The sequence below is a fragment of the Puribacter membranae genome (genome assembly GCF_055380425.1).
Genome location: NZ_AP040167.1, coordinates 187,236 through 204,727, shown reverse-complemented (window position 1 = coordinate 204,727; position 17,492 = coordinate 187,236). Strand labels below are relative to the sequence as shown.

13 protein-coding genes are annotated in these 17,492 nt (G+C 53.9%); 5 read left to right on the top strand and 8 right to left on the bottom strand.

Features of this window, described 5'->3' with window-relative positions; genetic code table 11:
• Positions 1–11: 11 nt before the first annotated feature.
• From ACZ41M_RS00945 to ubiE, 5 genes are all read right to left on the bottom strand, one after another.
• A complete protein-coding gene (locus tag ACZ41M_RS00945; protein ID WP_464730719.1) occupies positions 12–704 on the bottom strand; it encodes a response regulator in 693 nt (230 codons plus the stop codon).
• 63 nt (positions 705–767) lie between these two features.
• Complete coding sequence (gene glmU / locus ACZ41M_RS00940) at positions 768–2,135, bottom strand: bifunctional UDP-N-acetylglucosamine diphosphorylase/glucosamine-1-phosphate N-acetyltransferase GlmU (RefSeq protein ID WP_464730720.1); 1,368 nt, start codon at positions 2,133–2,135, stop codon at positions 768–770.
• 234 nt (positions 2,136–2,369) lie between these two features.
• Positions 2,370–3,950 (bottom strand): ubiquinone biosynthesis regulatory protein kinase UbiB, encoded by a 1,581-nt coding sequence (gene ubiB / locus ACZ41M_RS00935; RefSeq protein ID WP_464730721.1) that lies wholly within the window; start codon positions 3,948–3,950, stop codon positions 2,370–2,372.
• Positions 3,947–4,711, bottom strand: a complete 765-nt coding sequence (locus ACZ41M_RS00930; protein WP_464730722.1) for a hypothetical protein — start codon at positions 4,709–4,711, stop codon at positions 3,947–3,949. The genes ubiB and ACZ41M_RS00930 overlap by 4 nt, the downstream gene beginning before the upstream one ends.
• A complete protein-coding gene (gene ubiE / locus ACZ41M_RS00925; RefSeq protein ID WP_464730723.1) occupies positions 4,711–5,481 on the bottom strand; it encodes a bifunctional demethylmenaquinone methyltransferase/2-methoxy-6-polyprenyl-1,4-benzoquinol methylase UbiE in 771 nt (256 codons plus the stop codon). Before ubiE ends, ACZ41M_RS00930 begins: the two co-directional genes overlap by 1 nt.
• 271 nt (positions 5,482–5,752) lie before the next feature.
• On the opposite strand from ubiE, the gene purU reads away from it, so the two are divergent.
• Positions 5,753–6,619: a formyltetrahydrofolate deformylase gene (gene purU, locus ACZ41M_RS00920; protein WP_464730724.1), complete on the top strand. Its 867-nt coding sequence runs from the start codon at positions 5,753–5,755 to the stop codon at positions 6,617–6,619.
• 114 nt (positions 6,620–6,733) lie between these two features.
• On the opposite strand, the gene secA is transcribed toward purU, so the two are convergent.
• The gene (gene secA / locus ACZ41M_RS00915) at positions 6,734–9,499 is read right to left on the bottom strand and encodes a preprotein translocase subunit SecA (RefSeq protein ID WP_464730725.1); all 2,766 of its coding nucleotides are present in this window, start codon (positions 9,497–9,499) and stop codon (positions 6,734–6,736) included.
• A gap of 131 nt (positions 9,500–9,630) precedes the next feature.
• Between secA and ACZ41M_RS00910 the strand changes: the two genes are divergently transcribed.
• The 4 genes from ACZ41M_RS00910 to dalD all read left to right on the top strand — a co-directional run bounded on the left by ACZ41M_RS00910 (position 9,631) and on the right by dalD (position 14,493).
• Positions 9,631–10,131: a hypothetical protein gene (locus ACZ41M_RS00910; RefSeq protein WP_464730726.1), complete on the top strand. Its 501-nt coding sequence runs from the start codon at positions 9,631–9,633 to the stop codon at positions 10,129–10,131.
• 73 nt (positions 10,132–10,204) lie between these two features.
• Positions 10,205–11,623 (top strand): DUF2868 domain-containing protein, encoded by a 1,419-nt coding sequence (locus ACZ41M_RS00905; RefSeq protein WP_464730727.1) that lies wholly within the window; start codon positions 10,205–10,207, stop codon positions 11,621–11,623.
• A complete protein-coding gene (locus tag ACZ41M_RS00900; RefSeq protein WP_464730728.1) occupies positions 11,620–12,456 on the top strand; it encodes a GTPase domain-containing protein in 837 nt (278 codons plus the stop codon). Before ACZ41M_RS00905 ends, ACZ41M_RS00900 begins: the two co-directional genes overlap by 4 nt.
• 642 nt (positions 12,457–13,098) lie before the next feature.
• A complete protein-coding gene (gene dalD, locus ACZ41M_RS00895; RefSeq protein ID WP_464730729.1) occupies positions 13,099–14,493 on the top strand; it encodes a D-arabinitol 4-dehydrogenase in 1,395 nt (464 codons plus the stop codon).
• 85 nt (positions 14,494–14,578) lie between these two features.
• On the opposite strand, the gene kbl is transcribed toward dalD, so the two are convergent.
• Both kbl and ACZ41M_RS00885 read right to left on the bottom strand, forming a co-directional pair.
• Complete coding sequence (gene kbl / locus ACZ41M_RS00890) at positions 14,579–15,832, bottom strand: glycine C-acetyltransferase (protein ID WP_464730730.1); 1,254 nt, start codon at positions 15,830–15,832, stop codon at positions 14,579–14,581.
• Between the two features lie 211 nt (positions 15,833–16,043).
• Positions 16,044–17,450 carry a pseudouridine synthase gene (locus ACZ41M_RS00885; protein WP_464730731.1) on the bottom strand — a complete coding sequence of 469 codons (1,407 nt, stop codon included), beginning with the start codon at positions 17,448–17,450 and terminating at the stop codon, positions 16,044–16,046.
• Positions 17,451–17,492: the final 42 nt, after the last annotated feature.

Here is a 17,492-nt window from a genome sequence, read left to right as displayed (position 1 = left end):
ATCGGACAATCTTACAAACTGCTCATAGAACGATATTGTCCCAGCAAGTCCGGATTCTCATGTACCAAATGAATCGCTTGTGTGCGCGAATGCACGCCCAAAGCGCGCAAAATACCGACTACATGACTTTTCACCGTACCGATGGTGGCGCCGACGGTTTCGCTGATTTCCTGATTCGAGCAACCTTTGGTAATCAAATACAAAACTTCCTGCTGACGCGGGGTCAACTGCGAACCGCTGCCTTCGCGCGAACGATCCGTACGCGCACGTTTACGCTCGGTGGCTGGGCTCATTGCTGCGGTCAACAGTTCCGGCGGGATATACACACCACCCGACAAAATCAAACGCACGGCAGAGACCAACACCTCGGCTTTGGCATTTTTAATGATAAAACCGGAAATATTCTGACGATAAGCCGCCTGAATCAAATGAATATCATCGGTACCCGACAAAACCGCCAACGGCACGCTCGGAAAACGCTCACGCACACGATCAAGTGCCGTCAAGCCCTGCGCATCCGGCAAAGTCAAATCCAACAAAACCAAATCCAAATCATCTTGATGACGATCGATGACTTCCAAAGTGCCTTCTAACGTTTCCGCTTCCAGCACCTGACATTTACCGTTTAATGCGTCATCCAAAATCGGCTTGAGACCAGAGCGAACCAAGCCGTGGTCATCCACAATCAAAATCTTATAATCCATTACCCTCTCCATTTTATTTATACAAACAAATTGCTTTAAAAACAAACATCTAACAACGAAAACTTAATTCTTGGGTTTCTTCTCAGGCCGTTTCCAACCTTCGATTGTCACTTGTCGCCCACGCGCCAAACTCAGCTGATTCGGCGGCGCATCCTTGGTAATGGTTGAGCCGGCACCAATTGTCGCGCCCGCACCAATCGTCACTGGCGCAACCAGTTGCGTGTCTGAACCGATGAATGCATCATCACCGATGACCGTCTGAAATTTGTTCACACCATCGTAATTACAAGTAATCACACCGGCGCCAATATTAACATTTTTTCCCACGTTCGCATCGCCAACATAGGCTAAATGATTGACCTTGGAACCAGTACCCAGTACGGTTTTCTTGATTTCGACAAAGTTCCCCACATGCGTGTGGTCGGCCAAAATCGCCTCGGGACGCAAGCGCGCAAACGGGCCGATTTTCGCCCCTTCGCCAACCGTCGCACCGTCAATATGCGTGAATGGCGCGACTTGCGTGCCTTTGGCGATCTGCGCATGGCGGATCACACAATTGGCACCGATCTGCACGCCATCGCCCAATTGAACGTGCCCTTCAAACACACAATTGACATCAATCGACACATCCATACCACATACCAGTTTACCTCGCACGTCAATACGCGCCGGATCACTCAAACCCACACCTTGCTCCAGTAGCTGTTGCGCAATTTGCCCCTGATAAATTCGTTCCAATTGCGCCAATTGCGCTTTGCTGTTGACGCCCAGCGTTTCCCACTCGGCAGATGGCTGTTCGGTCGCCACATGCAAACCATCCGCCACCGCCATCGCAATTACATCAGTGAGGTAATATTCGCCCTGCGCATTTTGATTGGACAATTGCGACAACCAGCGTTTGAGTGCCGGCGTCGGCGCCACCAAAATACCCGTGTTGACCTCGTGGATGGCCAATTCATCAGGTGCGGCATCTTTTTGCTCAATAATCTTGCACACATTGCCTTGCGCATCACGCACAATCCGACCATAGCCGGTCGGATTGTCCAGATTGACGGTGAGTAAAGCCATACTCCGTTCATTGACCTGTGACACCAGTCGGCGCAGGGTGTCCACTTGGGTCAGCGGCACATCGCCGTACAGCACCAAAGTAGGTACATCATCCGCCAAATGCGCTGCAGCCAATTGCACCGCATGGCCGGTACCCAGTTGCGGACTTTGCTCCACAAACACCACATTGCGCTCACCGACCGACCGGCGAACCTGTTCCGCCTCATGGCCAATCACCACGCACAGTTGGCTCGCGCCCAAGCTTTGCGCGCTGTTCAACACATGGTTGAGCAAGGTCTCGCCCGCCAAAGGATGCAACACCTTGGGTTTATTCGAACGCATCCGCGTGCCTTTTCCGGCCGCCAGTACCACTACATTGAGCATATAAAACTCCCGTTCACATTGTCATTCATTGTTTTTGCCGAGTTAAATTTTAAACCTTAATGCACATATAATTTTATAGTTTAGCACAGTCAAATCGGCTCATTTCAGTTTTTTAAGCCCGTCGCGGCATAGATACACGGGTTTACTTTTGACTCACTTTTATTGGCGTGGTGTCATTTTACCCAAAAATAAAGCCCACACGTTAATCAGGGGCTTATTTTTTAACGTTGAACATCAACGCAGCAAATACACTGCAAAGCCAACCAGACCCACCAATAATGTCACACTAAACCAACGCCAAAAACGCAATTCGCGAGTCTGTCGGTCAAAACGCGCGTCCAACTGCGCCCAGCGCTGCTCATCTTTGCAAGAGCCGTCGCTACTCTGCGCCTGCAAAGCAGACAAGAGCAATCGCGGCGTATCGGGCAAATGCCGCACGATATACGGCCATTCGCGCTTCAAGCCGCGCCACAAACCTTTCGGTCCGAGCGTATTGCGCATCCATTTTTCCAAAAACGGTTTGGCGGTGTCCCACAAATCCAGATTCGGATCCAGCACGCGCCCCATGCCCTCGACATTGAGCAGCGTTTTTTGCAGCATCACCAATTGCGGCTGTACCGAAACATTGAACTGGCGCGATACATCAAACAGACGCATCAGCACCTGTCCGAGCGAAATTTCCGAAATCGGCCGGCCAAAATACGGCTCGCACACCGTGCGCACGGTGGTGGTCAACTCGTCCAACGGTGTATCCGCCGGAACCCAGCCCGACTCAATGTGTGCATAGGCCACGCCACGATAATCGCGGTTGAAAAAAGCCAAGAAATTGATCGCCAAATAGTGTCGATCGACTTCGGACAAGGTGCCGACAATGCCGCAATCAAGCGCAATATAGTGACCACGTTGCGCGCCTTGGGTGCCAATGAATACATTCCCCGGATGCATATCCGCATGAAAAAATCCGTCGCGAAACACCTGTGTGAAGAAAATCTCCACGCCGTCACGCGCCAAACGTTTCAAGTCCACATTCATCTCAGCCAGCGTATCCAAGTGCGACACTGGCACGCCGTTCATCCACTCCATCACCATCACGCGCTGGGCGGTATGATTCCAGCAGATTTCCGGAACGAAAATCAAATCGCTGCCCTGCATATTGTGGCGCAGTTGGCTGGCGTTGGCCGACTCGCATTGCAAATCCAATTCCTGATGCAAATGGCGCTCTACCTGCGCAATCACCTCAACCGGTTTGAGCCGTTTGCCATCGATATGATTTTTTTCAAAGTAGCGTGCCGCCGTGTACATACACTCGATATCGACTTTGATTAATTCGTCAATATCCGGTCGCAACACTTTCACCGCAACCTCGCGCCCCGCCCATTCACCCGAGCGAACCGTTGCCCGATGTACCTGTGCAACCGACGCGGTAGCGACGTTATCATCATCAAACGCGCTGAATACGATGTCCACCGCCTGCCCCAACTCGCGCTCAATGATGGCGCGAATCGTCGCGGCAGGAACCGGCGTGATGCGATCTTGCAAATGAGACAGCTCCTCGATGTATTCGGGCGGTAGAATATCAGGGCGGGTGGAGAGCACCTGCCCCAGCTTGATGAAAATGGGTCCGAGTGATTCGAGCGCCAGACGCAACTGATGCGCCTGTTGCGCATGACTCATGTCTGAACGCGGCAGCAGTTTGCGCGCAGTACGCGCAGCGAATCCCTGACTGGGATTCATTTCAAACAGTAGATGTAGGACGTGATGCTGTTTGAGCACACGAGCCACTTGGATGGAGCGTTTGAGCACCGCACGATTCATGAGCGCGCCTTTTGTTGCAATCGCTCAATACGTCGCCCGAGTGTGTCCACACCCTGACGCACCAGATGAACTTGGTCGGAAAGCTGTTGCAAAGCCGCATGGCGAATCGCCACGGCGCGGCCCGATTCATCATCCAAAAAACGATGTTGTGCCTTTTCGGCAACCTTCTGCAAATCGCGTTTGGCGCGCTCGGAGCCTTGTTGCACCCAGTTGGCCGGTGTCGCGCCAATCATGGCGGCCAATTGCGCCCAAACGTCGGGACGCAAATTTTTAGTCAGGCGACTGACCCAATCCGCTAAAGCCGATTCACCCGAAATATGCACATGCTGCATGAGCGTCTGTATCTGCGGCGGCCAGTCATCGAGAATATCATCATAGACGCTCGGCATGACGGTCAAGGTCACATTCGCCGGACTGGCGGTGATGGTCTGCGCATCCGGCTCCGGCTCGATGCGCTGTGCGGACAAAATATCCACCGGCTCGATTTGCCAGCGTAACGTGTGTTTTTGCCCCATGATCGGCATGATTACATCGACGATTTTACCGCTGTGCGGCAATGCCGTTTCGGCCACCCAGTCTTCTTGCGCCGCCGCCTGTCGCACGCCAACGGCAACGACCTGCGCGAGCCGATAACTCATGTGCGCAGCAAACAGTTCCCGATCGCTCAGCACCTTCGGCATCTCCAGCAAGCCGGAAATGACTTCGGTCGGCGTGGGTAGTTTTTCCAGCACCGTAAACGGATTCAAAAAGTTCACCGCCATTACAGTTTCACACCTTCATGCAAGGCGCAAACGCCAAAGGTCATATTGTGGTATTTGACGAATTCAAAACCAGCCTGCTCCATCATCGCCTTGAGCGACTCTTGATCGGGGTGCATGCGGATGGATTCGGCCAAATATTGATAGCTTTCCGAGTCGTTGGCGATCAGTTCACCCATTTTCGGCAAGACATTGAACGAGTAAAAATCATACGGCTTTTGCAAAGCGTCGTTCACTTTGGAAAACTCCAGCACAAACACGCGGCCACCCGGGCGCAACACGCGGTGCATTTCCTTCAAAGCCTGCTCTTTGTGCGTCATATTGCGAAGACCAAAGGCAACGGTTACAACGTCGAAATAGTTATCCGCGAATGGTAAATGCTCGGCATTGGCCAAAGCCACCGGCGTCACCAAGCCCTTATCGAGCAGGCGATCACGCCCCACGCGCAGCATCGATTCGTTGATATCGGTGGCCCAAACCTGTCCGGATGCGCCGACCTTTTTCGCAAAAGCAATCGCCAAATCGCCCGTACCACTGGCCAAATCCAGCATTTTCATGCCCGGACGCGGCGCCACGCGCTGAATCGTAAACAGCTTCCACAAACGGTGCATCCCACCGCTCATGACATCGTTCATGATGTCGTATTTGCTCGCGACCGAGTGAAACACTTCGGCGACTTTCGACTCTTTTTCGTGCTCTGCAACGGTTTTGTAGCCAAAATGCGTGGTATTTTCAGTTTCGGTGTTTGGCGTATTTTTTTCTGGTGTATCCATGATAATGGGCAATCTTTTAAGTTAATTAAGGAAGTACGGAATAACCCCCTACCGTCTGCGCTGGAGATTGGTTTGGGTTGTTCCGTACTTCCTTAAGCCATCCCGCACCAAAAACTCATACAAACAAACGCATGAGTCCGTGTAAAATATCAGCGCACATGATGGGACAAAATATACCCCGCCATTTTAATGTATTTTCACTCTGTACGGTAAAATAAAGCAACTCTGTAACCGAGCCTCGCGCTCCAAAAATCCCCAAACAAAGCACACCATGAGCACCTCCAAATACATCCTTACCCTGTCCTGCCCCGACCAAATGGGCGTCGTTCACACCGTCTCCGGATTTTTATTCGAGCGCGGCGGCAACATCATCGACTCGGCGCAGTTCAACGACACCGATTCGGATCGATTCTTCATGCGCGTGAATTTTGAGGAGCGCCGCAGCGACATTGATCTGGTAACGCTCAAAACCGAATTCGCACCGATTGCCGAACGATTTGACATGGATTGGCAACTGGTTGACGAAGCCGCCAAACCGCGCCTGATGATCATGGTCTCGAAAATCGGCCACTGCCTCAATGACCTGCTGTTTCGCCACAAATCCGGCAATTTGCCGGTGGACATCGCCGCCATCGTCTCGAATCACCCTGATTTTTACCAACTCGCCGCTTCGTACAACATCCCGTTTCACCACTTCCCACTACTGGGCGGCAGCGCGGAACAAAAAGCCGAACAAGAACGCCGTGTGTTGGAAGTATTTCATCAGCAAAACATCGACTTTGTCGTGCTGGCGCGTTATATGCAAATTCTATCCAATGACATGTGTCAGGCCCTCAATGGCCGCGCGATCAATATTCACCACTCCTTTTTACCGAGCTTTAAAGGCGCAAAGCCGTATCACCAAGCCTTTGCCAAAGGCGTCAAGCTCATCGGCGCCACCGCTCATTTCGTGACCGCCGATCTGGACGAAGGCCCGATCATCGAGCAAGACATCGCCCGCGTGGATCACAGCATGACACCGGAAGAATTAACCGCCATTGGCCGTGACGTCGAATGCGTCACCCTCGCGCGCGCGGTCAAATGGCACGCCGAGCATCGGGTATTACTCAATGGTAAAAAGACGGTGGTGTTTAAGTAAACGTTCAATAAACTTTACAAAACAAACCACGGCGCAGCAGTCGATACCGTTGGCCAAGTCAACAAAAAAGGACAGATTTTCATCTGTCCTTTTTTATTTCAGAAAAAGTAGTGCTTATTTCAGCTTGCCATGACACTGTTTGAACTTTTTACCTGAACCGCATGGGCATGGCTCATTGCGTCCCACGTGGAAGGTATTGCCGTGTTCATCGGTATAAGTCGTGCCGGGTGCGGGTGCGACTTCTTCCTCGGCTTGTGCGTCATCGCCATCGTGTTGCAGATTCATGTGCGATTGCACCGCCTGCTCTTGCGCGAGGATGTTTTGCTCGGCTTGCTCGGCCTGTTCTTCCTCTTGAATCTGGACGTTCATCAGCACGCCGGAGACATTGGTTTTGACACGGTCAAGCATCATGCTGAATAGTTCAAACGCTTCGCGCTTGTATTCTTGCTTCGGATTTTTCTGTGCGTAGCCGCGCAGGTGAATCCCTTGACGCAAGTGATCCAAAGCGGACAGATGTTCGCGCCATTGGTGATCAATGGTTTGCAGCATGAGTACGCGCTCGAAGTTTTGGAAGCTTTCTTCGCCCACGCGGTCAATTTTCGCTTGGTACACGTCTTTGGCGATGCTTTGAATGTGGGCAATCAAATCTTCATCCGTCGCGTTGCGATGCTCGTTCATCCATTCGATGATCGGAATGTCCAAAGAGTATTGGTTGAGCAGATGCGCTTCGAGATCGTGCAATTGCCATTGTTCTTCAATTGAGCCTTCCGGCACATAAATGCGCACCGCTTGCTCCAGCACATCGTCGCGCATGCCGTTCACCGATTCGCGCACCGCGCCGGTATCGCCTTCATCGAGCAGCTCGTTGCGCTGGGCGTAAATCACGCGACGCTGATCGTTCGCCACGTCGTCGTATTCGAGCAATTGTTTGCGGATGTCGAAGTTATGCCCCTCGACCTTGCGTTGCGCCGATTCGATCGAGCGCGACACCATGCCGGATTCGATGGCTTCGCCATGCGGGATTTTCAAACGATCCATCATGGATTTGAGGCGCTCACCGGCGAAAATGCGCAGCAACGAGTCGTCCATCGACAGGTAAAAACGCGATGAACCCGGGTCGCCTTGACGCCCCGAACGACCGCGCAATTGGTTGTCAATCCGGCGTGATTCATGGCGCTCGGTACCGATGATGTGTAAACCACCGGCGGCAATTACCTGCGCGTGTAGTGCTTCCCATTCGTCGTGCAACACTTGAATTTGACGCTGCTTTTCGTCTTCGCTCAGTTCCTCATTTTTGTTGATGAACTCGGCTTGTTTTTTCACATTGCCGCCCAACACGATGTCGGTACCGCGACCGGCCATATTGGTAGCGATGGTGATGGTACCCGGACGACCGGCCTGCGCGATGATGTGCGCTTCGCGTTCGTGCTGTTTGGCGTTCAAAACATTGTGCGGAATCTGCGCTTGCGTGAGTAAATTGGACAGCAATTCCGAGGTTTCAATCGAGGCCGTACCAACCAGTGCGGGTTGACCACGTTGCACGCAGTCTTTGATGTCTTCAATCACCGCCTCGAATTTTTCCTCTGCCGAGCGATAGATCAAATCCTGCTTATCCGCGCGAACGATCGGGCGATTGGTCGGGATGACCACGGTTTCCAGACCGTAAATTTGCTGGAATTCGTAGGCTTCGGTGTCCGCCGTGCCGGTCATGCCGCCAAGTTTTTCGTACATGCGGAAGTAGTTTTGGAAGGTGATCGAGGCCATCGTCACGGACTCGGATTGCACCGTTACACCTTCTTTGGCTTCCACCGCTTGGTGCAGGCCGTCCGACCAGCGACGACCGGCCATCAAACGACCGGTAAATTCGTCCACGATGACGACTTCGTCGTTCTGCACTACATATTCTTTGTCCTTGGTGTACAGCTTGTGCGCGCGCAAAGCGGCAAACAGGAAATGCACCAGGGTGATGTTTTGCGTGTCGTACAGGTTCGAGCCTTCTTGCAGCAAACCCATTTGCGCCAAAATTTGCTCAACTTTTTCGTGACCGGCTTCGGACAAATGAATCTGTTTGTTCTTTTCATCGACCCAGAAATCGCCCTCGGGATCGGGGTTGTCAGAGGTTGGTTCCACGGTCTGCGCAGTCAGCATCGCCGGAACCGAGTTGAGTTTGTGGTACAACTCGGTGTTGTCATCCGCAGGACCGGAGATAATCAACGGCGTGCGCGCCTCGTCAATCAGAATCGAGTCGACCTCATCGACAATCGCGTAGTGCAGCGGTCGCTGAACACGTTCGGTGCTGTGGTACACCAGATTGTCGCGCAGGTAATCGAAGCCAAATTCGTTGTTCGTACCGTAGGTGATGTCGGCCTGATAGGCGGCGATTTTGTCCTCGCGCTCCATGCCCGACAAGCTCACGCCGACGCTCAATCCCAAAAAGTTGTATAACACGCCCATTTCGGTCGCATCGCGGCGTGCCAAATAGTCATTCACGGTCACGACGTGTACGCCTTTGCCGGTGATCGCATTCAGATACACCGCCAGCGTGGACATCAGGGTTTTACCCTCGCCCGTGCGCATCTCGGAGATTTTGCCCTCGTGCAACACCATACCGCCGATCAACTGCACGTCAAAATGACGCATGCCCAACGAGCGTTGTGCCGCTTCGCGCACCACGGCAAAGGCCTCAGGCAGCAGACTGTCCAAACTCGCGCCGTCCACATAACGCTGCTTGAACTCATCGGTTTTCGCGCGCAGCTCGTCATCGTTCAACGCCTGCATCTGCGGCTCTAACTGATTGATTTTTCTAACGATCTTGCGATAGCCTTTGAGCAAGCGTTGATTGCGTGAGCCAAATATTTTTTTAAAAAGTCCGCTGACCATGAAAATTTTTACCTTAAAATATTAAAAAACACCACCGCTGTGGTAATGTTCGCTGTGAACGTACCGTCCAAACGGCGCATTTTACCACGCCCGACGCTCAAAAAACACAAAAGCCGACCTAATCCGCCGTCATGACCATAAAAAACAGCCCGCTGCCAAAAAACATCTACAAAGTCCAAGACAGTTGGCGCCTGACGCCGGTGCTGGCTCAGGCCATGCCGCGCATCGAGACCAACACCCGCCTGAGCCAAAACATCAGCGATCTGATGCCGAGTACGCTCAAATCAGGCTGGCGCGCCCACCTGGAAGGCAAAAAGCTCACACTGCGCGTACCACATCAGGCGCTGGCGATGAAAATCAAGCAGCAAGCGCCGCTCATCCTCGATGGCCTGAACATGTACGGCTGGAACATAAGCGATATGGTGGTCAAAGTCAGCCAATTCAACCGTCCCGAATGGATTAATCGCGCGCCAAACAAAGTATTAGTTAAAAATCAACGGGTTATCAGCGAAAAATCCGCACAGAGAATTGCCGAATTGGTAACGCAGTTGGATGCAGACTCACCCGTGCGCGAAGCATTGATGCATTTGCTCGCCACGCACCGCGCCCAACGCAATCAGGATGCGGAATAAGCAGCCGTGAAATAGTCACAGCAGCCCCGCATTGCGCTAACATTGCACGAACATTGCTTTAAAATGGCATTCATTGGATAGCCCCACCCGAACCCGATTCCTCAAATACACATTACAGCCAAAGCCAACCGTGATTGAACCCGCCTACGCCCTGATTGAACTGATCCGCCGTCTGGAAGAACGCCGCTATGTATTCTCCGCCGACCCGCACCCGATCACCGAATCGCTCAAAACCGAGGCGGGCGATTGGACGGACAAACTGCGCTTGCGCGCCGAGCGCATTGACGCCGACGGTCATCTACGCCGCACACTGGACAAGGTCGACGCGCGCATTCACACCGCGGTGAAACTCATCATGCTGTTTTGGTTGGTCAGCGGCTTTATGACCGCGATGGCGTTGATGCATGCCGACGCAGTGAACTTTTTCTATGTATTGGTCAGCGTTTTGGGCATCAATTGGCTGATGCTGCTGCTCTGGCTGTTTTGGCTACTCATGAGTAAAGGCCAAAGCGCGCGCAAGCAAGGCGCATGGTTCAACCCGCTCTCCTTCATCCGCAGCAAAGACACCCTGACGCAGTCGGCGGTGGACGTGTACGAAGCGCACCTGCATCAGCCAAATATGCGCTGGTACTGGGGCAAAGTGTCGCACCAATTCTGGCTCGCCACGCTCACCGGCCTGTTCGCCGGTATCACGCTGATGCTCACCATCCGCCAATACACCTTCAACTGGCAAAGCACCCTGCTCGACTCGCACATGCTCGCCAAACTGGTAGGCTGGCTCAGCTGGCTGCCCAATAAACTCGGCATTTCCACCGTGGACGCACAAACCGTCGCGCACAACCAAACCGTCGGACAGATTGCCGACGCGCGGCAGTGGGCGATTTTGCTCATGCTCAGCCTGCTGCTGTACGGTATCGTGCCGCGCGTGATCGCATGGCTGATTTGCCACCTGCGTTTATCGACGAAATCACCCGACTTACCGCTGGCGCTGCCGTATTATCAACGGCTACAACGCCTGTGGACACCGGCGCACGTGATTGATGCCGACACCCTACGTGAGCAAATCGGCACGCATACGCGACCGAATATCGTTGCCGATGCCTTTGCCATTGCCGCCGTGCTCGAATCCCCGCAATACGCCGCCAACGCGACGTGGAGCCAAAACCTGCTGAACCGCGATTGGTATCATTGGGGCAATCTCGACGGACGCACCGACACCGACAAACTGCTGGCCGAAATGGCACAGCACCCCGTCGCCCTGCTGCTGGGCGTTCGCGCGCAGACGGTTCCCGAACGCGGTACATTGCGCCTACTGGAAACCCTTGCACAAAAAGCGCAAGGCGGTTTGTGGGTCTATTTACTCAACGATGACAAAGCCGTCGATGGCGGCGACCCACTGCGTGAGCGGCAAACACTATGGCAAACGGCCCTGATGCCGTTGAACATCCCCCTGCATATTCCACCGACCCCAACCGAATCCGAGCAGACATGACCCAAGCACTCAATCTCGCCGTCGTCGGCCACACCAACACCGGCAAAACCTCGCTCATGCGCACACTGTTGCGCAACACCCATTTTGGCGAAGTCAAGGACGAAGCAGGCACCACGCGCCACGTTGAGCAAGCGACCATCCGCCTGAACCACACCAATTTGGTTCACCTGTTTGACACCCCCGGGCTGGAGGACGCCACAGGACTGCTCGAATGGCTGGAGCAAAACACCCCCGCGCGCGCGGACGGCATTGAGCGACTCGAAACCTTTTTGCAAAGCGAACTGGCACAAAACGACTTTAGCCAAGAAGCCAAAGTCATCCGCCAAGTACGCCACAGCGACATGTCCATCTACGTCATCGACGCGCGCGAACCGGTGCTCAACAAATACCGCGACGAACTGACCCTGCTGTCCTGGTGCGCCCGACCGCTCATGCCCGTGTTCAACTTCATCGGCGGTCAAGACCTCAAGGAGTGGAGCGAAATGCTCGCCCGCCGCGGCCTGCACGTCCACGTTGGCTTTGACACCGTCGCCTTTGATTTTGAAGGCGAAATGCGCCTGTGGGACAACCTCTCCACCATGCTGCCCAATCGCACCCTCACCGACGAACTGATCCGCATCCGCCGCGACGAGTGGCAGCAACTCGACCGCGACGCACGCCGAGACATCGCCGACACCCTGATTGACGTCGCCGCCTACCAAAGCGAAATCGCCGAAGACGCCGACCCTGCGCCCGCGCTCGCACAAATGCACAGCACCGTCACGCGATCGAGCCAGATGTCCTCGCTACTGCCCAGCGGTACGCTGACCACATGCGGTGTCAGAAAGGGGTAGCGCTCCTTGAGTTTGGCTTCCAGACTCAGTGGCAATGCCTGAGGGTCGTGGATGCGGATTTCGACCAAGCCGGTTTGTTTGGCGAATGTCAGCAGGCGACTGACTTTCGGACGGGAGAGATTGAGCTCACGCGCGACTTCGTCCGAGGTGAGTCCCTGATGGTAGTACAGACGCGCAACCTGTACCGCCAGGGCGTTTTGCTCCTCCAGTGCGGAGAGGGTGGCTTTGCGTCGTGGCATGGCAAGACCTATATCAGTGAATTTTTGTTCATTATGCCATATTTAATGATGCACGAAATGATTGAAATGAGGGTGTTTTTATGCACGGAGATGCGATTGGAGCAATTGGGGTTCTGCGATCGTTAGTGTTTGGGATTCTGGTGGCAAGTGGGCGGTAAGTGGATCAATTCGTGATTGCAAATTTATATTTTCGGCGTATGATATAGCTCAATATGTAAACGATTTAATAAAATCCTGTCTAATGATGGATTGAAAAATATTCATCCAACAATGAGGGTTGTATCGTTTGCTCGTGCGGTTTTTAAGGTTTTTGTCAGCTCAAGTCGATTGGGATGCGTCCAACCTGAGTGCCTGTATCTATGCTCATTACCCGTCGGCTTTCATAAGGAAAGAGGGTGTTATCATGAGTTTTAATCCAAGTAGCCGTGTGATGTTGCATTTGGGGCTTGGCTCGTTTCACCGAGCACATCAGGCGGTTTATATTCAAAGGTTATTGGATGCAGGGGACGAGCGCTGGGTGCTCGCCGGCGGTCATTTGCGTGCCGATATGGTTGAGGTGATTGACGCACTCAAACGCCAAGGGTACTATTTTCTGGAAACGATTTCACCTGCGGGTGTGCATCGTTATGACACGATCAATGCGATTCACTACGCCATCCCGTACGAGCCGTCGCTCGCCGGATTGGTGGAAATCGGCGCGCATCCGGCGACTGGCATCATCTCCTTCACCGTGACCGAAGCGGGCTACTATCTGGACGATCAAAACCGCTTGGATTTGAGTTTCACCGACTTGCAGGCAGACATAGAGCGTGTGCGTGCGGGGCAGGTCGGGCAAACGATTTACGGCGCGCTGGTGACGATTTTGCGTGCACGAATTGCCAATGGTGTGGGCAAGGTGTCGCTGCTCAGCTGCGATAATTTGCGGCACAACGGTGATAAATTCCGCGGCGGATTTTTGCAATTCCTCGATTTGATCGGCGATACTGAGCTGCGCGCGTGGGTGGAGGAAAACACCACCAGTCCGAACGATATGGTGGATCGCATTACGCCGCGTCCGACTGATGAGGTGCGGGCGCGGGTCAAGGCTGCGACTGGGAAGGATGACGGCGCTGCGTTGATGGGGGAGGATTTCATCCAGTGGGTGGTGGAGGAAAACTTCTGTGCCGGTCGGCCCGAGTGGGAAAAAGTTGGTGTGGAAATGGTGGATTCGGTGTCTGCCTATGAGGAGGCGAAAATTCGCTTGCTTAATGCCACGCATTGCTGCATCGCGTGGAACGGTGCACTCAAAGGTTATCAATACATTCACGAAGGGGTGCGTGATCCGGCGATTCGTCAATTGGCGTATGACTACGTGACCAACGATGCGATCCCATGCTTGTCGCCGAGCCCGATTGATCTGGCGAAATACCGCGACGTGGTGCTGGATCGTTTTGGTAACGAGGCGATTCGCGATACCATCCAGCGTGTGGCGATGGATGGCTTCTCCAAAATTCCGGGTTATGTCGTACCGACGTTCCGCGATTGCATTGCACGAGGCATTCCGTTTGGCTCGGTGGCCGTTTTACCGGCGGCATTTTTGATGTTTTTGCAGCGTTGGGACAAAGGGCAGGTCAGCTTTAAATACGAAGACCAGGCGATGAATCCCGACGTCGGCCATGCGATTTGCCAAGCGTCGGATCCGATTGTGGCCTTTTGTGCCGACACGAATTTGTGGGGCGCGCTGGCCGGTGACGAGCGGATCGTTACCGCGCTGCGCCATGCGACGCAGCAGATTCAATCGGAGTTGAATGTGTGTTAACTCGTGTAAATGATCGGTTGATGCAATGAAAAAACCTCCGCAACACAGTATGTGAGCGGAGGTTTTTTATGGGCTTTGGAATCGCTTAAACCACTGCACCGTGATGCACCACATGTGTGATGCGTCCGGTTAGCTCATAGCCCAGCCACGGGGTGTTGGTGTGTTGGCCGATGATGTATTCGGCATTGATCGGCTGATGGGCGGTTTCGTCAAACACCACGAAATTCGCTGCTGCGCCGTTTTCCCACGTTGGTGCGGGTAAGCCCAACACGGCATAGGCTTTGGCCACGCTGTGGCTCAGGGCTTGCGCAATGTCGCTGCGGGTGTCTTGGGCAAAATGCAGCACGCTGTTGAGCAGCCATTGCGTGCCGACTGCGCCGGCTTGCGCCTGACCGACCGGCAGAGATTTGGCATCGGCATTGACTGCGGTATGGTCGGAGACGATGGCGTCAATCGTGCCATCGAGTACGCCGGCACGCAATGCGTCGCGATCAGCGGACGAGCGCAGCGGCGGAATCGAGTTGGAAAACAAATACGGGCGCGAACGCTGACGCAGCAGGTCAATGATTTCTTTTTTGCCGGTGGTAAATCCACCAATCGCACCGCCAAAGGCTTTACCCAGCGTGCCGGTAATGATTTCCACCTTGCCTCGCAGATTATAGCGCTCGGTCACGCCACGCCCGGTATCGCCGACCACGCCCGCCGAGTGCGATTCGTCCACCATAATCATGGCGTCGTATTGCTCGGCCAGCGCATAAATTTTGTCCAGTGGCGCGACATTACCATCCATCGAGAACACGCCATCGGTGACGATCAGGCGAAAGCGTTGCGCCTGCGCTTTTTGCAATTGTGCTTCCAGATCAGCCATGTCGGCGTTGGCGTAGCGGTAGCGTTGCGCCTTGCACAAGCGCACGCCGTCGATGATCGAAGCGTGATTCAGCGCATCGGAAATGATCGCATCCTGCTCGGTCAGCAGCGGCTCGAACACCCCACCGTTCGCATCAAAACACGCGGCGTACAAAATCGTGTCCTCGGTGCCGAAAAACTGCGCGATGGCGGATTCAAGTTGCTTATGTACGTCCTGCGTGCCGCAGATGAAACGCACCGACGATACGCCGTAACCATGACTGTCAATCGCGTCTTTCGCTGCCTGTTTCAGCTCGGGGCTATTGGACAAACCCAGATAATTGTTCGCACAAAAATTCAGTACCTCTTGTCCGTCCGCGACGCGAATCACCGCACCCTGTGGCGACACAATAATGCGCTCGTTTTTATACAAACCGGCCTGTTCAATGGCCTGTAATTCGTTTTGCAGATGTGATTGGAATGATGTGTACATGATGTTTCTCCCTTTTTAATTTCGCCACTGCGCAGTATGAACCACCAGCGATGAGCGACAATGCCAACAATTTTTACCTTCGCTGCATCATACACAGCAGATTTTACCAGCGCAAGTGAGATCAAATAGGTGCTATCAATAATAAAAGGGATGGCGATTTTTACGCCATCCCTTCAGTCATTTCCAATCATTGCATCACAGATTTATAGAGTCAAAAAACCTCATCTTCAGCCAAATAACGCCATTTGCCCGTCGGTAGATTGCCCAGTTTGACCTTGCCAATGCGGATGCGTTTCAGACCCACCACTTTCAGCCCGACCAGCTCGCACATGCGGCGAATCTGGCGTTTTTTTCCCTCGCGCAGCACGAAGCGTAGTTGATCCTCATTTTGCCAGCTCACTTGCGCACGGCGCAGTGGCACGCCGTCCAGTTCCAAACCGTGATTGAGCAGCTGCAAACCATTATCAATCAATTCGCCTTCCACCCGAACGAGGTATTCTTTGTCAATCTCGCTGTCTTCTCCGATCAATTGTTTGGCCACGCGTCCATCTTGCGTGAGCACGAGCAGGCCAACCGAGTCGATGTCCAGACGCCCTGCCGGAGCCAGTCCGCGTAGATGTTTGAACTCAAAATCCTGTTGAAACGGCGCGTCTTCCCATTGATTGTCCGCCGTGATCAAGCTCACCGCCGGTTCGTAGCCATCCTCGGCCTGCCCCGACACATAACCAACCGGCTTGTTGATCAAAATGGTGACGCGCAACGCTTGCGCAGCGCTCGCTTGGCGCGCCAATTGCACGCGCTCGTGCGGCAGCACGCGCTGTCCGAGTTCGGCGCGCTTGCCATTGACCGTGACCCAGCCTTTTTCAATGTAGGCGTCGGCTTCGCGGCGCGAACACAGGCCTTGATCGGCGAGGTATTTGGAAATGCGGATACCTGCGGGCGCGGCTGTTTCCTTAGAGGCGTTGCTGATGGATGGCTTCGTTTGAGATCCCTTTGGTGCCATTGTTGGCATCGTCTGCGCCGCTGCTCGTTCATCACGCAGCGATTTCAACTGCAGATTCGGATTTTTGGGGCGCTCAGCGCTATTGCCCGCGCCACGTTTGGGTTGAACCACACGCCCATCGCTAAACTCACGCACGCCGTCGCGCACTTTACCGTGACGCAATACGGTCTGTGGCGCTTTGGCCAAGGGCTTTGCTGAAGCTTTTGCCGCAGGTCTGCCTGCGCCTGCAGAGGTACGGGCTTGTGCGCGGGATGAATCGCTGTTTGGCTTGGCTTTGGGGTCGAATTTGGCCGAACGATCCGATGGCCGTGCGGATGTCCGAGGCTTTGAATCTTTAGCCGCGAATGAATCGCCCCGATCCGCTCGGGCGGGACGATCAGTAGCCGTAGGACGTGTAGGATGTGCCGAGCGATTGTGACTCGACTCGGCGGATTTTTTCGCGAATGGGTTGGGTTTGCCTTGTTTTTTGTGTGCTTCCGGCGAACCACTTGGATGCGCGCCTGCGCCTGTGACATGGTTATTGCGGTTGCGACCGCGAATCGGACTGCGCTGTCCTGCCGCTTTTTCAGTTTTGCTGTCGCCGCTGCGTTTGGCCAAGCTTAAGGTTTTGCTCATGATAATGACTGTGTGTGTGAAATAGTTCGCAGTGTAGCGTAG